General features: G+C 68.8%; 15 protein-coding genes. 5 read left to right on the top strand and 10 right to left on the bottom strand.

Going from position 1 to position 17998, the window contains the following annotated elements:
* Position 1: 1 nt before the first annotated feature.
* The 6 genes from QFZ69_RS18345 to QFZ69_RS18320 all read right to left on the bottom strand — a co-directional run bounded on the left by QFZ69_RS18345 (position 2) and on the right by QFZ69_RS18320 (position 8110).
* Positions 2-592, bottom strand: a complete 591-nt coding sequence (locus QFZ69_RS18345) for a protoglobin domain-containing protein (RefSeq protein ID WP_306913405.1) — start codon at positions 590-592, stop codon at positions 2-4.
* A gap of 153 nt (positions 593-745) precedes the next feature.
* On the bottom strand, positions 746-2716 hold the full coding sequence (locus tag QFZ69_RS18340; RefSeq protein ID WP_306913403.1) for a glycogen debranching N-terminal domain-containing protein: 1971 nt from the start codon (positions 2714-2716) through the stop codon (positions 746-748).
* A 61-nt stretch (positions 2717-2777) separates the two neighbouring features.
* Positions 2778-3914 (bottom strand): ABC transporter ATP-binding protein, encoded by a 1137-nt coding sequence (locus QFZ69_RS18335; RefSeq protein WP_373461914.1) that lies wholly within the window; start codon positions 3912-3914, stop codon positions 2778-2780.
* 50 nt (positions 3915-3964) lie between these two features.
* On the bottom strand, positions 3965-5467 hold the full coding sequence (locus QFZ69_RS18330) for an iron ABC transporter permease (protein WP_306913399.1): 1503 nt from the start codon (positions 5465-5467) through the stop codon (positions 3965-3967).
* A gap of 95 nt (positions 5468-5562) precedes the next feature.
* On the bottom strand, positions 5563-6618 hold the full coding sequence (locus QFZ69_RS18325; protein ID WP_306913396.1) for an iron ABC transporter substrate-binding protein: 1056 nt from the start codon (positions 6616-6618) through the stop codon (positions 5563-5565).
* A 166-nt stretch (positions 6619-6784) separates the two neighbouring features.
* Positions 6785-8110 carry a glycoside hydrolase family 76 protein gene (locus QFZ69_RS18320; protein ID WP_307000321.1) on the bottom strand — a complete coding sequence of 442 codons (1326 nt, stop codon included), beginning with the start codon at positions 8108-8110 and terminating at the stop codon, positions 6785-6787.
* A gap of 199 nt (positions 8111-8309) precedes the next feature.
* On the opposite strand from QFZ69_RS18320, the gene QFZ69_RS18315 reads away from it, so the two are divergent.
* Complete coding sequence (locus QFZ69_RS18315) at positions 8310-9143, top strand: SDR family NAD(P)-dependent oxidoreductase (RefSeq protein ID WP_306913394.1); 834 nt, start codon at positions 8310-8312, stop codon at positions 9141-9143.
* Positions 9143-10357, top strand: a complete 1215-nt coding sequence (locus QFZ69_RS18310; RefSeq protein ID WP_306913393.1) for an acyl-CoA dehydrogenase family protein — start codon at positions 9143-9145, stop codon at positions 10355-10357. Before QFZ69_RS18315 ends, QFZ69_RS18310 begins: the two co-directional genes overlap by 1 nt.
* On the opposite strand, the gene QFZ69_RS18305 is transcribed toward QFZ69_RS18310, so the two are convergent.
* Positions 10354-11175 (bottom strand): DUF1684 domain-containing protein, encoded by an 822-nt coding sequence (locus QFZ69_RS18305; protein WP_306913390.1) that lies wholly within the window; start codon positions 11173-11175, stop codon positions 10354-10356. The two genes, QFZ69_RS18310 and QFZ69_RS18305, sit on opposite strands and share 4 nt — an antisense overlap.
* A gap of 247 nt (positions 11176-11422) precedes the next feature.
* On the opposite strand from QFZ69_RS18305, the gene ppc reads away from it, so the two are divergent.
* The 3 genes from ppc (at position 11423) to QFZ69_RS18290 (ending at position 15878) form a co-directional block, all read left to right on the top strand.
* The gene (gene ppc, locus QFZ69_RS18300) at positions 11423-14242 is read left to right on the top strand and encodes a phosphoenolpyruvate carboxylase (protein WP_306913389.1); all 2820 of its coding nucleotides are present in this window, start codon (positions 11423-11425) and stop codon (positions 14240-14242) included.
* A 319-nt stretch (positions 14243-14561) separates the two neighbouring features.
* Positions 14562-15530 (top strand): HoxN/HupN/NixA family nickel/cobalt transporter, encoded by a 969-nt coding sequence (locus QFZ69_RS18295; RefSeq protein ID WP_306913387.1) that lies wholly within the window; start codon positions 14562-14564, stop codon positions 15528-15530.
* 42 nt (positions 15531-15572) lie between these two features.
* On the top strand, positions 15573-15878 hold the full coding sequence (locus QFZ69_RS18290) for a hypothetical protein (protein ID WP_306913385.1): 306 nt from the start codon (positions 15573-15575) through the stop codon (positions 15876-15878).
* A gap of 15 nt (positions 15879-15893) precedes the next feature.
* Here QFZ69_RS18290 and QFZ69_RS18285 read toward each other — a convergent pair whose 3' ends face one another.
* The 3 genes from QFZ69_RS18285 to QFZ69_RS23405 all read right to left on the bottom strand — a co-directional run bounded on the left by QFZ69_RS18285 (position 15894) and on the right by QFZ69_RS23405 (position 17948).
* Positions 15894-16517: a DedA family protein gene (locus QFZ69_RS18285; RefSeq protein WP_306913384.1), complete on the bottom strand. Its 624-nt coding sequence runs from the start codon at positions 16515-16517 to the stop codon at positions 15894-15896.
* A 91-nt stretch (positions 16518-16608) separates the two neighbouring features.
* Positions 16609-17571, bottom strand: a complete 963-nt coding sequence (locus QFZ69_RS18280; RefSeq protein ID WP_306919497.1) for an RluA family pseudouridine synthase — start codon at positions 17569-17571, stop codon at positions 16609-16611.
* A complete protein-coding gene (locus tag QFZ69_RS23405; RefSeq protein WP_373461728.1) occupies positions 17571-17948 on the bottom strand; it encodes a hypothetical protein in 378 nt (125 codons plus the stop codon). The genes QFZ69_RS18280 and QFZ69_RS23405 overlap by 1 nt, the downstream gene beginning before the upstream one ends.
* Positions 17949-17998: the final 50 nt, after the last annotated feature.

The raw sequence follows: 17998 nt of genomic DNA, 5'->3' as shown, positions 1-17998 counted from the left end.
CTCAGAAGTCCCCGTCCTTCACGTACGGATGGCTCCACAGCGTGAGCTGAAGCAGGCACGATTTCACCCAGGCCTCGTGCATCTTGTCGACGACCTCTGGAGCATGCCCCCTGTTGGCGAGGAACGGCTTGAGCGTGAAAGTCACCGGGAAGATCAGCGCGAACAGGTAGCGAAATGGCACGATGTCGGTGGACGAGGCGCCGTCGGTAAGATTTTTCTTGCTGCGGTGGTGGCGCAAAGCGATCTCGTGCTGGTAGTCAAGCCAGTCCTGGCCGTACTCGGCGCGCGCCGTGTCGAGGATCCACTGGCCGAAGCGCCGGCGGACCGCGCCGAGGTAATCGCCCAGCGGCTCGGCGCTGCTCTTGCCGCTGAAGGAGGCCAGAAGATGAGGTTGTGAACCGATGAAGCCGTACCAGACGTCGAGAATCTCCTCCACCTGCTCCTCCACCACTTCAAGGGACAGGCGGAGGTGCTTCACGTCGTCGTCGCCGAACAGCGCGCTCGCCTTCTTCAGCTCGAATTCAGCGAGCGTCAGCGGTGAGCGTGCAAGCGTTGCGGTGCCGGCGGTGTAGCCGGGAATATCGTGTGACATTGGCCCGCTCCTTCTGCTTCCAGGTGAAGCCCGTTCCGGCTCCGTGTAAGTCAACACTAAGTAGGCTGCGCAGTTAACGGTAGAGGGTCCGGATGACGCGATGCCGGATAGCGAAGCAAGGTTCAAGGCCAGCCGGCACCGACCAGCGGCCGCTCAGAACCCCACGCCCATGGCCTGGGCGATCACCACGGCCGACGCCGAGGACCACGCCTGCGGATGGCAGGACGCCGGATACGGGACCGCATGGCCGGAATCGGACAAGGGGACACCGGCAAACAGTTCCGGCAGCCGGTGGTCGAACGAGCCGGCCGCCTTCAGCAGTCCTTCGGCCAGAATCCGGGCCTCGGCGAGGAAGCCCTCGGCCAGCAGCCCGCGGATGGCGATGGCCGTATCGTGGCTCCAGACCGAGCCGCAGTGGTAGCTGAAGGGCCAGAAGCCCGCGGCTCGGCGGGAGATCGTGTGCACCCCGTAACCGGAGAACAACTCCGGGCTGAGCAGCCGGTCCGCCACCAGCCGCGCCTCCGAGGCGTCGAGGATGCCGGTGCCGAGCAGGTGACCCATGTTGGAGCCCGGCACATCCAGCGGGTCGCCGTGCCCATCGAGGGCCATCGCCGGGAACAGCCCGCCTTCGTCCTCCATCCAGAAGCACTCGCGGAATGCCTGCTTCAGGGCTTCGGCGAAGTCCCGCAGCGCCTGTCCGCCGGGCTCGCCGTAGGCATCGAACAACTCGGCCGTTTCCACTGCGGCCTGGTAGGCGTAGCCCTGCACTTCGGAGAGCGCCATCGGGCCGTCCGCCTGGCGGCCGTTGCGGAACTGCATGGCGTCCCTTGCGGTTTTCCAGCCCTGATTCCCGAGCCCGTGCCCGTTGTCCTGGTAGCAGAGGAAGCCGCCGTTGGCACCGTGATCGCGCACTTCGCCGGCAGCCAGCAACCATTCCGCCGCCCGTGCGGCGTTCGGCAGCAACGCCCGGACTGTGCTGTCATCCGTGCCGGCGCGGCCCAGTTCGCCGAGCAGGCATAGCCACAGCGGGGTGGAGTCCAAGGCGCCGTAGTAGATCGGCGGCAGGCGCAGGCCCTGGCTCTCCAGGACCAGCTCCTTGGCGCGCAGCTCGTGCAGGATCTTCCCGGGTTCCTCGGCGCCCGCGGGATCGTTCCGGCTGCCCTGGAAGGCGGCCAGGGTGCGCAGCGTCCCGCCGGCCAGCCCGGCGTCGAGCGGCAACAGCAGGCGCGCCGCCCACAGCGAGTTCCGTCCAAAGAGGGTGAAATACCACGGCGCTCCGGCGGCCAGGAAGGGGGCGTCCGGCAGCTGGCGGGAAGCCAGGCGGAGGCCGGCCAGTTCATCGAGGGAGTTGTCCAGCAGCAGGCCCAGCGCACCGGACGGCTCCGCGCGGGGCCGCCGCGAGGCGGGCGGGCGCGCGGCCACGACGGCGTCCTCGCTGTCCGCCAGGACGGCCTGCCATTCGGCCTCGAAGGGCCGCCCGCGCCCTGCCGTTCCACGCCAAAGCAGCCGTTCTCCCGCGGCTACGCTGCCCGGGGCGGCCACCGTGAGCGTCCGGGCGCCGTTCCGCCAGCGCAGGGCTGAGTCGTCCGCGGCGAACGGCGCGAACGGCTGGCTGAGCCGGCTGAGCCGGATGGCGGCCATATCGGTGAAGTCCGCGGCGAGCCGCACTTCAATTTCGACGTCCAGGGCGTCGAACGAGGTGTTCACCTGCAGGGAGTGGCGCACCACGCCCGGTGTGACGGTCCAGGTCTGCGCGAGCTCGACGGCGGGATCTTCCGTAGGCCCGGGAATGCCGTGGACCAGTCCCCGGACACGCAGCACGCCGCCGGCCTCCGCCTCGACCGAGGCCGGTTCGGGCGCCATACCGTTGACGCGGACCTCGGCCCGGCACAGCATGCGGGTGTCGCCGTGCAGCAACCCGGTGAACCAGCCCGCTCCCGAGGGGCCCGAGGCGCCCGCGCCTGAGGCGCCCGGGCCCGAGCCGCCCGGGCCCGAGCCGCCGGCGCCGTCACCAGCGGCCGCCGCGCTATCCCCGCCCTCGAGCCGGCCGTCGGCGTCGAGCCACAACTGGGTGGGAGCGGCAATGGCGCAGTGCTGGCGGTGAAGCGCTGGCTGAACGGTCATGCGCCCACCCTATGCCCGGGCGCGGACGGGCTCAACGGAACGCGCGGGGGCGCGGCGGCCTCTACTGCGGCGCCGCGTCTTCCAGCGGGAAGGCGACGGCCTCGCCCACCACCCGCAGGCACAACTCGGTGCCGGGACGGGCGATCGAGGCGTTCCAGTGCCGGATGGTGATGATTTCGCCGCCGCCGGGGTAGCGGTAGTCGGCCACGGCGCCCTCGGCGAGGACGGCCGGGACGGCGAGCTTGAGCCGCACCGTGGATTCCGGGCCGAAGTAGTCGGTGTCCACCACGACGCCGCGGATCGGGCCGTCCTCGGCGATCCGGATCTGCTCCGGGCGCAGCATGAGCTGGACCCGTCCCTGCGCCGGGGGCCTGCGCACGGGGATGCCGCCGAGCGAGCAGGTGGCCAGCGAGCCTTCCATCCAGGCATCCAGGATGACGGCGTCGCCCAGGAACTCCGCGGTAGCGCGGTCCGCGGGCCGGGTATAGACGACGAAGGGGTTGCCGATCTGCGCCAGCCGCCCGCCGCGCATCACCGCCACCTGGTCCGCGAAGGACAGCGCCTCGGCCTGGTCATGCGTCACCAGGATCGTGGTCACGCCGGCGTCGTGGAGGACCTTGCCGACCGCCCGGCGCGTGGCCACGCGGAGCCCGGCGTCCAGGGCGGAGAAAGGTTCGTCCAGCAGCATGAGTTCGGGCTCGCGGGCCAGTGCCCGGGCCAGGGCGACGCGCTGCTGCTGCCCGCCGGACAGCTGGTGCGGCCGGCGCTTGGCCATCGCCGCATCGAGGGACACCATCTCCAGCAGCTCGGCGACCCGGGCCTTGATCCCGCGGTGGCCGCCCGGGAGCTTGGAGGCGTCCAGGCCGAACGAGACGTTCTGGCCGACAGTCAGGTGCGGGAACAGGGCACCGTCCTGCGCCACATAGCCGACGTGGCGCTTGTGCGCGGGAACCCAGACACCGTCGCCGGCCACTTTGCGGCCGTTGAGCGAAATGGTGCCGGTCTCGGGGTGCTCGAAACCGGCGATGAGCCGCAGCAGGGTGGTCTTGCCGGAACCGGAGGGACCCACGATCGCCGTCGTCCCGCCCTTGGCCACCGAGAGGTTGACGCCCTGGAGGACGGCCTGCGAACCGAAGTTTTTGGTCAGCGAGCCGATCTCCAGGTGGCTGTTCGTGCTGGTCGCCACGGACGCGGCGATCCGGGGTTCCGGCAGCCTGGCGGGGGCGTCGCGCAAGGGCGAAGTTTCGGTCACTGTCCCGCTGCTTTCTTGGACTGCTGGAAGAGGAGGTAGGTCATCGGAGCCGAGATCAGGATCATCAGCAAGGCATACGGCGCCGCGCCGGCATAGTCGATTTCGCTGCTCTTGCTCCAGAACTCGGTGGCAAGCGTGCGGGTGCCGTTGGGCGAGAGCAGCAGCGTTGCGGTCAGCTCATTGACGATCGCCAGGAACACCAGGGCGGCGCCGCCGGCGGCGGCCGGGGCGGTGAGGCGCAACGTCACCCGCAGGAAGGACAGCAGCGGCGGCTTGCCCAGCGCCTGCGCGGCCTCATCGAGTTCCTTAGGCGCCTGGGACAGTCCGGAGCGGAGATTGACCAGGGCGCGTGGCAGGAAGAGCAGCACGTAGGCGGCAATCAGGACTCCCGCGGTCTGGTACATGCCGGGCACGAGCCGGATGCTGACGGTCACGAAGGCCAGGCCCACTACGATCCCCGGCATCGAACTGGTCACATAGTTGGACAGTTCCAATGCCTTGCTGAACCAGCTGGGGTGCCGGACCGCGAGGTAGGCCATGGGGAACGCGACCACCGTGGTGGCGAGGGCGCCGGCGAGGCCGTAGGTGAGGGTCTGCAGCAGGGCCGGCAGGAATTCCTCCGCGGCCCAGATGTCCGGACCTCCGGCGACGATCCACCGGAGCACGAAGGTCAGCGGCAGCCCGAACGCCAGCGCGGTCAGGGCCAGCAGGGCCAGCTGCGCCGGGAGCTGGTAGGCGTGCAGGGGCAGCCGCAGGGCGCGGGCTTGCGCGCCGGAGCCGATCCTGGCATAGCGGGCAGTGCCGCGGCTGCGCACTTCCACCAGCAGCAGGATGAGGCAGATGAAGACCAGCACGCTGGCCAGCATGTTTCCGGCCGTCCCGTTGAAGGTGGACTGGTACTGCACCATGATCGCGGTCGTGAAGGTGTCGAACCGGATCATCGCGAAGGCGCCGTATTCGGCCAGCAGGTGCAGGGAAACCAGGAGCGCTCCGCCGGTCATGGCGATCCGCAGCTGCGGCAGCACCACCCGGAAGAAGGTCCGCCAGGCGCCGAGGCCCAGCGAGGCGGCGGACTGCTCGATCGCCGGGTCCAGCCGGCTGAGGGTCGCGGCGGCCGGGATGTAGACGAGCGGGAAGTAGGACAGTGTGGCGATCAGGACACCGGACCACAGGCCGCCGAGCGAGGGCACGGCCGAGACCCAGGCGTAGCTGTTGACGAAGGCGGGGATCGCCAGCGGGGCCGCGAGCAAAACCGCCCACCATTTGTGGCCCTTGAGCCGGGTGCGTTCCACCAGCCAGGCCCCGCCGACGCCGAGCAGGAGGCACAGCGGCACGGTGAACACCATCAACAGCACGGTGTTCAGCAGCAGCTCGCCCACGCGTTCCCGGAAGATCAGGGCGGCGGCGGTGTCCCAGCCGGTGGCGGCGGTCATGACGATGACGTAGCCCAGCGGAATGAGCGAGAACAGCGCGATCAGGACCGCAACGATTGATACCACAGAAACGCCGAAAGGCGGGCGGGGACGCTTGCCCCTGCCCGCCGTCGTCGTGTCCCCGGACTTTCCGGAAACCGCCAGCCTGCTTGTCACAGTTGTTACAGCAGCCCTGCCTTGGTCATCAGCTCGGTGACCTTGGCGGAGTTGAGCTTCGCCGGATCCACGACGGGGGCCTGCAGCTCCGTCAGCGGCACGAGCTTGTCGTTGGCCGGGACGCCGGAGGCGATGGCGTACTCGAAGGAGGTCCCCTTCTGCAGGACCTCCTGGCCCTTCTTGCCGGTGATGAACTTCAGGAAGGCCTGGGCCGCCGCAGCGTTCTTGGAGGAGTTCAGCACTCCGCCGCCGGACACGGAGACGAAGGCGCCCGGGTCCTGGTTCTTGAAGTAGTACGGGGTGACGTTCTTGGAGTTCTCGCCGGTTTTCGCCTGGTCACCGTAGTAGTAGTAGTGGTAGATCAGGGCGGCGTCCACTTCGCCGGCGTTGACGGCCTTCATGGCCGTGCTGTTGCCCTTGTACGCCTTGAAGTTTTCCTTCATGCCTGTGAGCCATTCCTCGGCGGCGGCTTCGCCCTTGAGCTCGAGGAGTGCAGAGACGATCGCCTGGAAGTCGGCACCGGACGGCGACGCCGCCCACTTGCCCTTCCATTCGGGCTTGGCCAGATCCAGCATGGACTTGGGCAGCTGGGCTTCGCTCAGCTTGTTCTTGTCATAGACCAGCACGGTGGAGCGGGCTGCGATGCCCGTCCACTTGTTCGTGGAGGGACGGAATTCGGCGGGGACCTGGTCGACGGTGGCCTGGTCCACGTCCGCGAAGAGGCCGGCGTTCTCCAACTGGGCCATGGCGGGGGAGTTTTCGGTGAGGAAGACATCGGCCGGGGAGGCTGCGCCTTCCTGGATGATCTGGTTGGACATCTCGGTGTCGGAACCCTGCCGGAGGGTGACCTTGACGCCGGTCTCCGCGGTGAAGGCGTCCACCCATTCCTTGGTCAGGGATTCGTGCTGGGCGTTGTAGACCGTGATTTCGCCGGAGGATTTGCCGTCGGCAGCGGCGCTGGTGGCGGCGGGGGTGGAGGTACCGGCGCCACAGGCTGCCAGGCCGAGCGCGGCGGAGGCGGCAAGGGCGATGCCCGCCAGCGCATTTTTGCGGATCTTCATGGGGCTACTTTCTACAAGGAATTCTTCAGGGAGCCCGGGTCCCCGTGAGCGGGGAACTTAGGGCATGCTCACTAAAGAAAAACTGTAGGTTAGCCCAACCTAAGCGACCAAGCCGGCAGCCGCTTAAGTGAGCAGGATCACATGAATTACGAAACCATGTCGTGACTTAATTCGTTCGGCTGCTTTCCGACGGCGCTTCGGCTCCCGGCGCGGCCACCGGTTCCGCTTCCGCCCCCGCCGCGGGAGTGTCCCCGCCCGCCGGCGCGGCGTCGGCCCCTGCCCCGGGTGTGTCGCCCGCGGCTCGGACCTCGGTCCTTCCGGCAATTGCCGCCGCCGCCTCCAGCACCATCCAGGCCTGGAGCTGGGTGCAGAGTTCGACGGCGGTGCCGGGCGGATAGCTGCGGCGCGCCGGCAGTTCCGGCCGGGCCGAGAAGATCAGCCGGCTGCCCCTGTGCGCCAGGGGGTCCTCGGCCGAGAGGATGCGCCGGCCCTCCCAGAATGCCTCGGCGGTGTCATTTACCAGCACGGCGGCCGTGGCGCGGGTCTCGGCCGGGAGCCGGCCGTCGACGGCGGCCAGGGCAAGGTACCGGACCAGGATGCCGGTGAAGAGCCCGCCGTCGCCGTTTCCTTCGCAACGAAGGACGGCGGCGGCGCGCCCCAACAGCGGGGCGGGCAAGGTGAGGCTGCGGGCCACCGATGCCACGAGGCTGGACGCACGCTCCAGGTTGGCTGCGCCGCCGAGCTCCAGCAGGGCGCCGAGGACGGGACCCTGGTTGTAGGTGTAGATCACGCCTTCCAGCACCACCTCGCCCGCGCCGGAGATGCGCAGACCGTCCTGGTACAGGCCTTGTGCCGGGTCGTACAGCCGCGCGTCCAGCCAGTCCAGCAGGGCCTGCGCCTTGGCCGGATTGCCGCTGCGGGCGTAGTGCAGCGCCACCGGGGCAGTGGCGGGGGTGTTCTTGAAGTCCCGTTTCTTGCTCCAGAAGGTGCCGCCGCCAAGATCGTCGGTGGAAGCGGAATCAAACTGCAGGGTGAGGCTTTTCAGGGCCCTGGCGTTCCGCCGCCGCCCGGCCGGGTTGCGGGCGTCCCCGGCCAGGTCCTCCAGCCGCCGGGTGGCGAGGGCCAGCCAGGCCATGTCGTCGAAATAGTCGTTGACGAAGGTGAAGAAGTTGCGCAGCCGGATGCCGGCCACCAGCCGGGAGGCGAGCTGGCCCGCGCTGGCCCGGTTCTCGCCGTCAAACCGCGCTCCGGGCCGGCCGCCGTAGCCGAGTTCGCGGCGGCCGGTGTCCACCAGGCAGTCCAGATACTGCGCCTGCCACCAGTAGTGCCACGGGCCGACGAGGTTTTTCAGCCGGCCCGAGGGCCGCACGACCGCGGCAACGTGGGTCCCCGGCAGGAAGAAGAGCCGCTGCCCGAAAAGCCTGGTCACCGAGCGGGCGGCTTCGTCGGCGCGGAACGACCAGTTGGGAGCGGCGGCATCTGCTGGGGTCATGGATTCAGCCTAGCGGCGGGAATGCCGGCGGAGCGGGATCTGAGCGGAGGTGCGGGACGCCCGTGTTTCAGTTAACCTGAACTAACTAACGTTCCAGAGCATGGCGAGTGCCGCCGGCGACGGCGGTGCAGTTGCTGCGGCCGGTGCCGCGAAGCCCGCTGGACGTCGTCGGGAGCAGGTTCCACATCAAGGAGGATGCATGGAGATCAAAGGTACGGTTGCGCTGGTGACCGGCGGGGCCTCGGGCCTGGGGGCGGCGACCGCGCGGCGACTCTTCGACGCGGGCGCCTCAGTGGTGCTGCTGGACCTGCCGGGCTCCGCCGGGGAGGCGTTCGCGGCCGAGCTGAATGCCCGGGACGCGCGGCAGCCCGGCGCTCCGGAGCCCGCCGATCCCGTGCAACCGGGCAACAAGGCGGTCTTTGTTCCCGCGGACGTGACCAACGAGGAGCAGGTCCAGGCCGCCGTCGACGCCGCCGTGGCACTCGGCCCGCTGCGCATCGTGGTCAACTGTGCCGGGATCGCCACCCCGGGCAAGGTGCTGGGCCGGAACGGCGTGCTGCCGCTGGAGAGCTTCAGCCGCGTCATCCAGATCAACCTCGTGGGCACCTTCAATGTGATCCGGCTGGCCGCCGCAGCCATGGTGGCTACCGAGCCTGCGGTGACCGGGCTCGGCGGACCGGAACGCGGCGTCATCATCAACACCGCCTCCGTCGCCGCCTTCGACGGCCAGATTGGCCAGCCCGCCTATGCCGCCTCCAAGGGGGCCGTGGCCGCCATGACGCTGCCGATCGCGCGGGAGCTGGCGCGCTCGCTGGTCCGCGTCGTCACCATCGCACCCGGAATCTTCGAGACGCCGATGATGGCCGGCCTGCCTCAGGAAGCTCAGGACTCCCTGGGCCACCAGGTGCCGCACCCGTCCCGGCTGGGGCGTCCGGCCGAGTATGCGAACCTTGTCGGGCACATTGTGGACAACGCCATGCTCAACGGCGAGACCATCCGTCTCGACGGCGCCATCCGGATGGGGCCAAAGTAATGCAGACCGGGCTCGGCCCCGGCTCGCCGTCGACGGAGGGTCTGCCGGCCGCCGACTTCTTCGACTTCGAATCCCTGCTCAACGACACGGAGCAGGCGAAGCTGGCCGAGCTGCGCGGGTTCCTGGCCCGGGAAGTGGCCCCGTTCGCCACGGACTGGTGGAACAGGGCCGAATTCCCTGCCCACATCCTGCCGAAGCTGGCCGCCCTGGAACTCAGCGCCCCGGCCCAGCGCGGGTACAGCCATCTGTTCGCGGGGCTGGTGATCGCCGAGATGACCCGCGTGGACACCTCCCTCGCGACGTTCTTCCTGGTCCATCACGACCTCTTCGTGGAATCCCTCTACGGCTTCGGCTCCGAGGAACAGAAGACCCGCCTGCTCGACGACGCCTCCAACCTCCGGACCACGGGCGCCTTCGCGCTCACCGAACCGGAGCACGGCTCTGACGTCGCCGGGGGCATGGAAACCCGGGCCCGGCGCGTTCCCGGGGGAGCCGCGGACGGCGGCGACTGCTGGGTGCTCAACGGCGCCAAGCGCTGGATCGGCAACGGGACGTTCTGTGACTACCTGCTCGTGTGGGCCCGCGACGAGGCCGACGGCGGCGTCCGCGGCTTCATCGTGGACGCGACGCTGCCCGGGGTGCGCCGGAGCAGGATCGAGAACAAGATCGCCCTGCGCACGGTGCAGAACGCCGACATCGTGTTCGAGGAGGTCCGGGTGGCCGAGGCGGACCGTTTCGCCGGCATCAACAGCTTCGAGGACACGAACGAACTGCTGCGCGGCTCACGGATCATGGTCGCATGGCAGGGCGTCGGACAGCAGCTGGCGGCGTTCGACGTCGCCCGGCAGTACGCCGTCGAACGCCAGCAGTTCGGGCGGCCGCTGGCGAAGTTCCAGCTCGTCCAGCAGCAGCTCGTGACGATGCTCGGGAATGCCGTGGCGAGCATGGGCATGATGGTCCGGATCGCCCAGCTTCAGGAGCAGGGTGCCGCGGACATGCCCCAGGTGGCGCTGGCAAAGTCCTACGTCAGCGCCCGGATGCGCGAAACCGTGGCGATGGGCCGCTCCCTGCTCGGCGGGAACGGGATCGTCACCGACTACGGGATGGCCAAGATATTCTCCGACGCCGAGGCGATCTACACCTACGAGGGCTCATACGAGATCAACACCCTGATCGTGGGCCGCGCCGTCACCGGGGTGTCCGCGATCGTCTAGAAGAGCCCGGGCTCCTTCTCTCCGGCTTCGATCCGGTAGTCCAGGCTGTTGTTCTTCACCGGCATGGGGCAGGTGCCGTAGGGGGTGAAGGCGCTGGGGTAGTTGATGGCCCGGTTGAAATCCAGGATCACGGTGTTGTCCGGGCGGGGCCGGCCCGTGGAGACTTTGCGCCATTCGTCTGTCGATTCCCCGTTGGTCTCGTCGTGGAACGTGACGGTGAGGGCGCCGAGCTTCGCCTCTTCTGCCTGCAGATGGCACTCGTGGTCTTTGCCCGGCAGCCGGAACACCAGCTCACCCACCGAGCGGTGCACGCCGTCCACCAGCGGGTTCGCGGTTCCGATCGGGACGTCCACGGGTTCCGGATACGGGAGGAACTTCGCCTCGATCACGAGGTCCGGCCGGAAGTCGAAGGTGGGTACGCCGTCGAACTCGGTGAGCACGGGAGACTGCGAGTCCCGGGTGCGGAGGGCGTACTTCCCGGCCCGCATGGCCAGTTCCACCACCACCTGCCGCCCGTCCTCCCCGCCGTACTGGACCCACAGCAGCGACTCCTCATCGGAGAGCCGCTCGCTGATGGTGCCGTCAACGGCCTCGCCGCCGTCCACGAGCGTGAGTCCCGCTGCGGCGTCCGCGGTGAGGAACGCCGTCGTGCCGTCCGTGGACCAGAGTCCCGGCGCAAGGTCGACGGCGGACGGCTCGCTGTCCAGCCACTGGAACGAGGTGAGCGTGAGCCAGCCGTGCTCGCTCGCGAGGGCGGTGTTGCGGCTGTTCCGGAAGCGCTGCCAGCGGGCGAGCTGGGCTTCGGCGTCGTCGTTCATGCGTTTCCTTCCGAGGGGGAGCTGCGCCCGGTGCTGTCTGCCACGAGGCGGGCCGCCGGCACCGGGCGGCAAGTGGCCCGGCATGATCATCCTGCCGGGCAGGCCTCCGGTCAAGAGACCGCACAATATCCGAGACAGATTCACGGCAGGCCCCGGCAGCGGGTACCATCCCATAGGAAGAAGTAACCGGGCTCACAGTATCCAGCGCAGTGTACGAGCCAAGCCGAACCCTCGAAAGATAGTCTCCATGGCTGACACTGCAATGAATTCCGACACCGATCTCGCCGCCGAACTGCGCGCCGATGTACGCCGGGTGTCCACCCTGCTCGGTGAATCCCTCGTCCGCCAGCACGGCCCCGAACTCCTTGACCTCGTGGAGCAAGTCCGACTGCTGGCCAAAGAATCCAAGGAAGCCGCCCGGGGCGGCGCCGATGCCACCGGTCCGTGGAGCTCGTACGACGTCGTCGCGCAGGTCCGCGAACTGCTCGGCTCCCTGCCGCTTGAGCAGGCCACCGATCTGGTCCGCGCCTTCGCGTTCTATTTCCATCTGGCCAACGCCGCCGAACAGGTCCATCGGGTCCGCGGGCTGCGGACCCGCCAGGAAAAGGACGGCTGGCTCGCCAAGGCCGTCGGGGACATCGCCGGCCAGGCCGGCGCGGCAGTGCTGCAGGAGGTCGTGAACGAACTCGACGTCCGCCCCATCTTCACGGCCCACCCCACCGAAGCCTCCCGCCGCTCCGTGCTGGACAAGGTCCGCCGGCTCTCCGACATCCTCGCCGAGACCACCGCGGAGGGGACGTCCGCGCGGCGCCGCCAGGACCGCCAGCTGTCCGAAGTCATTGACCAGATGTGGCAGACCGATGAGCTCCGGCAGGTCCGGCCTACGCCGGTGGACGAGGCCCGGAACGCCATTTACTACCTCACCGGCATCCTCACCGATGCGATGCCGGAAATGCTCGCGGACCTCTCGGAGCTGCTCGGCGAGCACGGCGTCACGCTGCCCGTGGAAAAACCGCCCATCCGCTTCGGCTCCTGGATCGGCGGGGACCGCGACGGCAACCCGAACGTCACCGCGGCGGTCACCCGCGAGATCCTGCAGATCCAGAACCAGCACGCCATCCGGATCAGCATCGCCCTGCTCGACGGACTCATCTCGATCCTGTCCAACTCGACGGCGCTCGCCGGTGCGGACCAGGAGCTGCTGGACTCGATCGACACCGACGTTCGGAACCTGCCCGGCCTGGACCGCCGGGTCCTTGAACTGAACGCGCAGGAGCCCTACCGCCTCAAACTGACCTGCATCAAGGCCAAGCTGCTGAACACCGCGCGGCGGGTCACGTCGGGGTCCCCGCACCAGCCCGGGCGCGACTACACCGCCACCACGGAGCTCCTCGCCGAGCTGGCCCTGCTGGAGGAGTCGTTGCGGAACCATCACGCCGCCCTCGTCGCCGATGGTGCGCTGGCCAGGGTCCGGCGGGCCATCGCCTCCTTCGGGCTGCACCTGGCCACCCTGGACATCCGCGAACACGCCGACCACCACCACGACGCCGTCGGGCAGCTGATGGACCGGCTTGGCGGACCCGGAGTCCGGTACGCGGAGCTGAGCCGTGCCGAGCGGCTGGAGGTGCTGGGTTCGGAGCTGGCCTCGCGCCGCCCGCTCTCCGGCCACCCGATCAAGCTCGACGGCGTCGCGGACGGCACGTACGACGTCTTCCGGGAGATCCGCCGGGCCCTGAAGACCTACGGTCCGGACGTGATCGAGACCTACATCATCTCGATGACGCGCGGGGCCGACGACGTCCTGGCCGCTGCCGTGCTGGCCCGCGAGGCCGGACTCGTGAACCTCTTCGGGGCGGCTCCCTACGCCAGGATCGGCTTCGCCCCGCTGCTGGAGACCGTGGAGGAGCTGCGCGCCTCGGCCGAGATCGTGGACCGGCTGCTTTCCGACTCGTCCTACCGGGAGCTGGTCCGGCTGCGCGGCGACGTGCAGGAAGTCATGCTCGGCTACTCGGACTCCAACAAGGAATCCGGCGTCATGACGAGCCAGTGGGAGATCCACAAAACCCAACGCAAACTCCGGGACGTCGCGGCGAAGCATGGCGTGCGGGTGCGCCTTTTCCATGGCCGCGGCGGCTCGGTGGGCCGCGGCGGCGGACCGACCTACGACGCCATCATGGCCCAGCCCAACGGCGTGCTGGAGGGCGAAATCAAGTTCACCGAACAGGGCGAGGTCATCTCGGACAAGTACTCGCTGCCCGAGCTTGCCCGGGAGAACCTGGAACTGTCGCTGGCCGCCGTGCTGCAGGGCTCGGCCCTGCACCGCACCCCGCGCACCTCGGAGGACCAGCGCTTGCGTTACGGCCACGTGATGGAGACCATCTCCGACGCCGCCTTCGCACGCTACCGGACGCTGATCGACGATCCGGACCTGCCCGCCTACTTTCTGGCCTCCACCCCGGTGGAGCAGCTAGGTTCCCTCAACATCGGCTCGCGCCCGTCCAAGCGCCCCGAATCCGGCGCGGGACTGGAAGGCCTCCGCGCCATCCCCTGGGTGTTCGGCTGGACCCAGTCGCGGCAGATCGTGCCGGGCTGGTTCGGCGTCGGCTCCGGTCTCAAGGCCGCCCGCGAGGCCGGCCACTCGGCCCAGCTGGTGGAGATGATGGACGGCTGGCACTTCTTCCGTTCGGTGCTCTCGAACGTGGAAATGACCCTGGCCAAGACGGACATGGACATCGCCGGCTACTACGTTTCCACGCTGGTGCCGGCGGAACTGCACCATCTTTTCCGCGCCATCCGGGCCGAATACGAACTCACCGTCGCCGAAATCCAGCGGCTCACCGGCGAGGATCTGCTCCTGGATGCCCAGCCGACGCTCAAGCGTTCGCTGGAGATCCGCGACCAGTACCTTGACCCGATCAGCTACCTCCAGGTGGAGCTGCTGCGCCGCATCCGGGCCGAGTCGGCCGCCGGGGAGAGCCTGTCCGGCGCCGAAATCGACGAACGGCTCCAGCGTGCCATGCTGATCACCGTCAACGGAGTCGCCGCAGGCCTCCGCAACACCGGCTAAACCCGTTCCCCCGGATGCTCCCTCAGTTGGCGCTGCCGTTCGCCGGATGCTCCCTCAGTTGGCGCTGCCGTTCGCCGGATGCTCCCTCAGTTGGCGCTGCCGTTCGCCGGACGCTCCCTCAGTTGGCGCTGCCGTTCGCCGGACGCTCCGACGGCGGACGCCGCGCCAGGTCCGTACTGTCGCCGTAATGTACGGCGACGGCACGGCGGTCGTGGCCGCCGTCGGAATAGCAGACCGTTCGATTTGCTGCGGGCGTATACTCCGCTACCAGCGGGCAGTTCATCCAGCGTCGATCTGGTGTGGAACCTGAGGCTCGACAATGAAGCAACCGGAGGTTGCGCGGTTTGGCCGAATCCGTGCGGCACGCCTGGCCCTTTCGGGCCGGGAGTGGGCCTCGATCGGCGGCATGGCCGCGTTTGTCACGTTCCTGCACGTGCTGGGTTGGGGTGTACTGGTGATCGTCATCGCCCCGGAAAGCCTTCCCGTTGCTTCCACCGGTGCTTTCGGCATCGGCCTGGGCGTGGCCGCCTACACGCTGGGCCTGCGCCATGCTTTTGACGCCGACCACATCGCCGCCATCGACAACATCACCCGCAAACTCTGTGCCGAGGGCAAGCGCAGCATGTCCGTGGGGTTTTGGTTTTCGCTGGGCCACTCAAGCATCGTGTTCGGCCTGTGCGCCTTGCTGGCAGCAGGAATCCGAAGCCTGGCGGACCGGACGGCGGACGGGACAGCCGAGCTCCATTCTTTTCTGGGGCTGGTGGGCACCGCAGTCTCGGGAGTGTTCCTGTTGTGCATCGGCATCCTGAACCTGGTGGTGTTGCGCGGCATCATCAAATCCGTCCTCCGCATGCGGGAAGGCCGTCACGCCGGTGCAGGTCCGGAGGGGCAGGCGGTTGCGCCGGGTTTCCTGTACCGGGTGTTCGGACGGGCAAGCCGCTTCATCACCCGTCCGTGGCAGGTGTACGGCCTAGGGTTGCTGTTCGGACTCGGCTTCGACACCGCGACGGAGGTCAGCCTCCTGATCCTGGCAGCCGGTGCAGCGGCGTCCGCGCCGTCGCTGGGCATCGGTTCCATCGAGCTGATCTCCATCCTCGTTGAACGGGCCGGGATCAGCACGGGTCCACTGTCCGCCATCGGCGGCCTTGACCTGGATTCGATCGGGTACACGGTCGTCGCCCTCTTCCTGTGCACCTGGCTGCTCGCCGTAGGCGTGTGGCGGTTCGGCCATATTGAGGAACGATGGTCGGGGCCGGTTAAGAACCCGGACGCCGGCACCGGTGTCTGAGCGCGCGCGAGGCGGTAGCCCCGACCATCTAGGCTTGAGGTCATGCCGTCGTTCCAGACCAGACTGAAAATCACCGGGCTCAAACCGGGCACCCCGCCGGAAGCCGTGATGGCTGCGGCCGTGGAGGCGCTGGAGACCCGGCACCATGTCGAAGCGAACCAGCTGGAGCTGGCGGGAGGCGTTCCGCAGCTGAATCTGCGGTTCCTGGTCGACGCCACCACGTACAGCGGTGAGAACAGCCAGGCGTGCGAGTCGGCAGCGATGATGCGCGACGCCGTCGAACGCGTTGCGGTGACTGGTGCCATGATGGTGCTCCGGCGCAACCGCGGCCGTTGGGCGCCAGTGTAGCGGAGGCCGAAAACCTCAGGCGTCCAGCTCCTCGGGGCCGTCCACCACGGGGGAGCGGTTGCGGCGGCGGCGCGTGACGATGACGCCCACGACCACACCGATCGCCAGCCCGACACCGAGCCCGATCAGGGAGCTTGCCCAGAAGGGCAGCTTGGTGGCGGCGCCGGTGAAGTAGCCGAGGCCTACCGACCAGATGGCCCAAAGCAGGCCGCCCAGAGCGGCGCAGAGGCTGAAGCCGCGGGTGGAGACATCGGCTATCCCGGCGGCAGCCGTCGTCCCGAGGCGGCCGCCGGGGATGAAGCGGATGCCGATGATCGCTCCGTAAGTGGAGGAGCGGCCGGCCTGGGCGATGGCCCGATGCGCGGCCAGGTGGAACGACCGGCCCCATTTCCAGCGGTCGAGCACGTGGCTGAGCCGTCGCTTGAAGAGCTGGAACACGAGGATGTCGCCAAGCCAGGACGCAAGGGTGGCGACGAGCACCACGAGGACGACGTTCGCCCGTCCGTCCGCGGACAATGCGCCGCCGGTAATGACGACCATCTCGGACGGGACCGGCGGGAAAATGGCGTCGCCCATAACTATCGGGACGATCCAGAAATAGATCGTGTCCCCCCAGCTGTCCGCGTTGCTGAAGTCCATGGGCACAAAGTACCGCACTTCCGGGCCCGCCTCCCCTCCTGATCGCTAGGCGGCCCTCGGCGGCCCGCCGGGCAGGCCGGTGCCGGCAGGCCTAGGGGGCCTCGCTGAGCCTCAGCCGGCTGCGGTATTCGACGGGTTTGCCGGTAATGGGATCGAGGAACCGGATGCCGCGGGCCAGCAACTGCAGGGGTTTGGCGTAGTCGTCCGCGGCTTTGTCCAGCAGTTCCGGGTAGAACGCATCGTTGACTATGCCCAGCCCGAGCGACGCCATGTGCACCCGGAGCTGGTGGGTTTTCCCGGAGTGCGGCTCCAGGCGGTAGAGCGCACGGCGCCCGTTCCCGCCGTCGGCCGCGCCGGCACTTCCAGCCCCAGGGGTCGCGTCGAATGTCCGGACCCGCTCGATCCGGGTTTCCGCATTGGGTTCGCCGTCGATCACCTCGGCCAGCAGATAGCTGCGGGACTTGGTCATCCGGTTGCGGACCACCACGGGGAAGCCGACGGCGGGGTGTCCGGCGGCGGACTCGGCCGCGGCCACGCACTCGTATTCCTTCTGGACCTGGCGCTTTTCGAAGAGCACCTGGTACTTGCCGCGGGTTTCCGGGTTGGTGGAGAGCAGCAGGATTCCGGCCGTCATGCGGTCCAGCCGGTGCATCGGAATGAGGTCCGGCAGCTTGAGCTGGTTCCGGAGCCGGACCAGGGCGGACTCCTGGATGTAGGTTCCGCCCGGCGTGGTCGGCAGGAAGTGCGGCTTGTCCACCACGAGGAGGTGCTCGTCCTGGTGCAGGATGTCCAGTTCAACCGGGATGCGGGTCTCCGGCGGCAGCGTCCGGTAGTACCAGATGAAGGTGTGGCTCTCCAGCGGGGTGGCACGGTCCAGCGGGACGCCGGCCTCGCCCACGATTTCTCCGGCGTCGAACCGGTCCTCGATGCCCTGCGGGTCGATGTGGCCCCAGCGGTGCATCATGTAGTCCAGCGCGGTGTCCCAGGGCCCCCCGTCCGGGAGGCGGAGGCGGGTCGCGTTGACGCCGTCGCGCACGGGAAGGGGGGATTGCATCACGGGTCCATTCTACTTGGCGCCGTTCTCCCCGCCGTTTCGGCGGTTGCCCGCCCCGCCCGGCGCCGCCCCGACCACCCGCCCGGCGCTCCTGCGGCTGCCTCGCCGAATTCGCTGGAAACCGTCCGGTTTCGCCGGAAGTTTCCGGCGAACTCGCAGCGCTCCCGCGAACCCGGCAGCGGCGCCACGGCGGCAAGGCAGAAACTCGCCACCTTTGCCATCGACGGCGAGATCATGTTCCGTACCGCAGCGGACCGGGCCGCCTTCGCCGAGGAGCTCGGCGCCGCGGTGACCCGGCTGGTGGACAGGTACCACGACGGCGCCGGTACCGGCGCTGGCGGGAGTGCGCCGGCCGCAGCCGGCTGCACTACGTCCACGGTGGCATCTTCGCGGACAACTGGGACGAGCAGTACGACGGCGCCAGCAG

The sequence above is a fragment of the Arthrobacter sp. V1I7 genome (assembly GCF_030817015.1).
In the GTDB taxonomy this organism is placed as follows: domain Bacteria; phylum Actinomycetota; class Actinomycetes; order Actinomycetales; family Micrococcaceae; genus Arthrobacter.
Note: the sequence above shows the minus strand (reverse complement) of the source record. Positions and strands in the feature narration are given on the sequence as shown.

Coding starts and splice junctions, on each gene's coding strand:
- QFZ69_RS18320 (WP_307000321.1), bottom strand. CDS start 8,110: ATGACCCCAGCAGATGCCGCCGCTCCCAACTGGTCGTTCCGCGCCGAC.
- QFZ69_RS18345 (WP_306913405.1), bottom strand. CDS start 592: ATGTCACACGATATTCCCGGCTACACCGCCGGCACCGCAACGCTTGCA.
- QFZ69_RS18290 (WP_306913385.1), top strand. CDS start 15,573: ATGCCGTCGTTCCAGACCAGACTGAAAATCACCGGGCTCAAACCGGGC.
- QFZ69_RS18280 (WP_306919497.1), bottom strand. CDS start 17,571: ATGCAATCCCCCCTTCCCGTGCGCGACGGCGTCAACGCGACCCGCCTC.
- QFZ69_RS18285 (WP_306913384.1), bottom strand. CDS start 16,517: ATGGACTTCAGCAACGCGGACAGCTGGGGGGACACGATCTATTTCTGG.
- QFZ69_RS18315 (WP_306913394.1), top strand. CDS start 8,310: ATGGAGATCAAAGGTACGGTTGCGCTGGTGACCGGCGGGGCCTCGGGC.
- ppc (WP_306913389.1), top strand. CDS start 11,423: ATGGCTGACACTGCAATGAATTCCGACACCGATCTCGCCGCCGAACTG.
- QFZ69_RS18340 (WP_306913403.1), bottom strand. CDS start 2,716: ATGACCGTTCAGCCAGCGCTTCACCGCCAGCACTGCGCCATTGCCGCT.
- QFZ69_RS18325 (WP_306913396.1), bottom strand. CDS start 6,618: ATGAAGATCCGCAAAAATGCGCTGGCGGGCATCGCCCTTGCCGCCTCC.
- QFZ69_RS18305 (WP_306913390.1), bottom strand. CDS start 11,175: ATGAACGACGACGCCGAAGCCCAGCTCGCCCGCTGGCAGCGCTTCCGG.
- QFZ69_RS18310 (WP_306913393.1), top strand. CDS start 9,143: ATGCAGACCGGGCTCGGCCCCGGCTCGCCGTCGACGGAGGGTCTGCCG.
- QFZ69_RS18295 (WP_306913387.1), top strand. CDS start 14,562: ATGAAGCAACCGGAGGTTGCGCGGTTTGGCCGAATCCGTGCGGCACGC.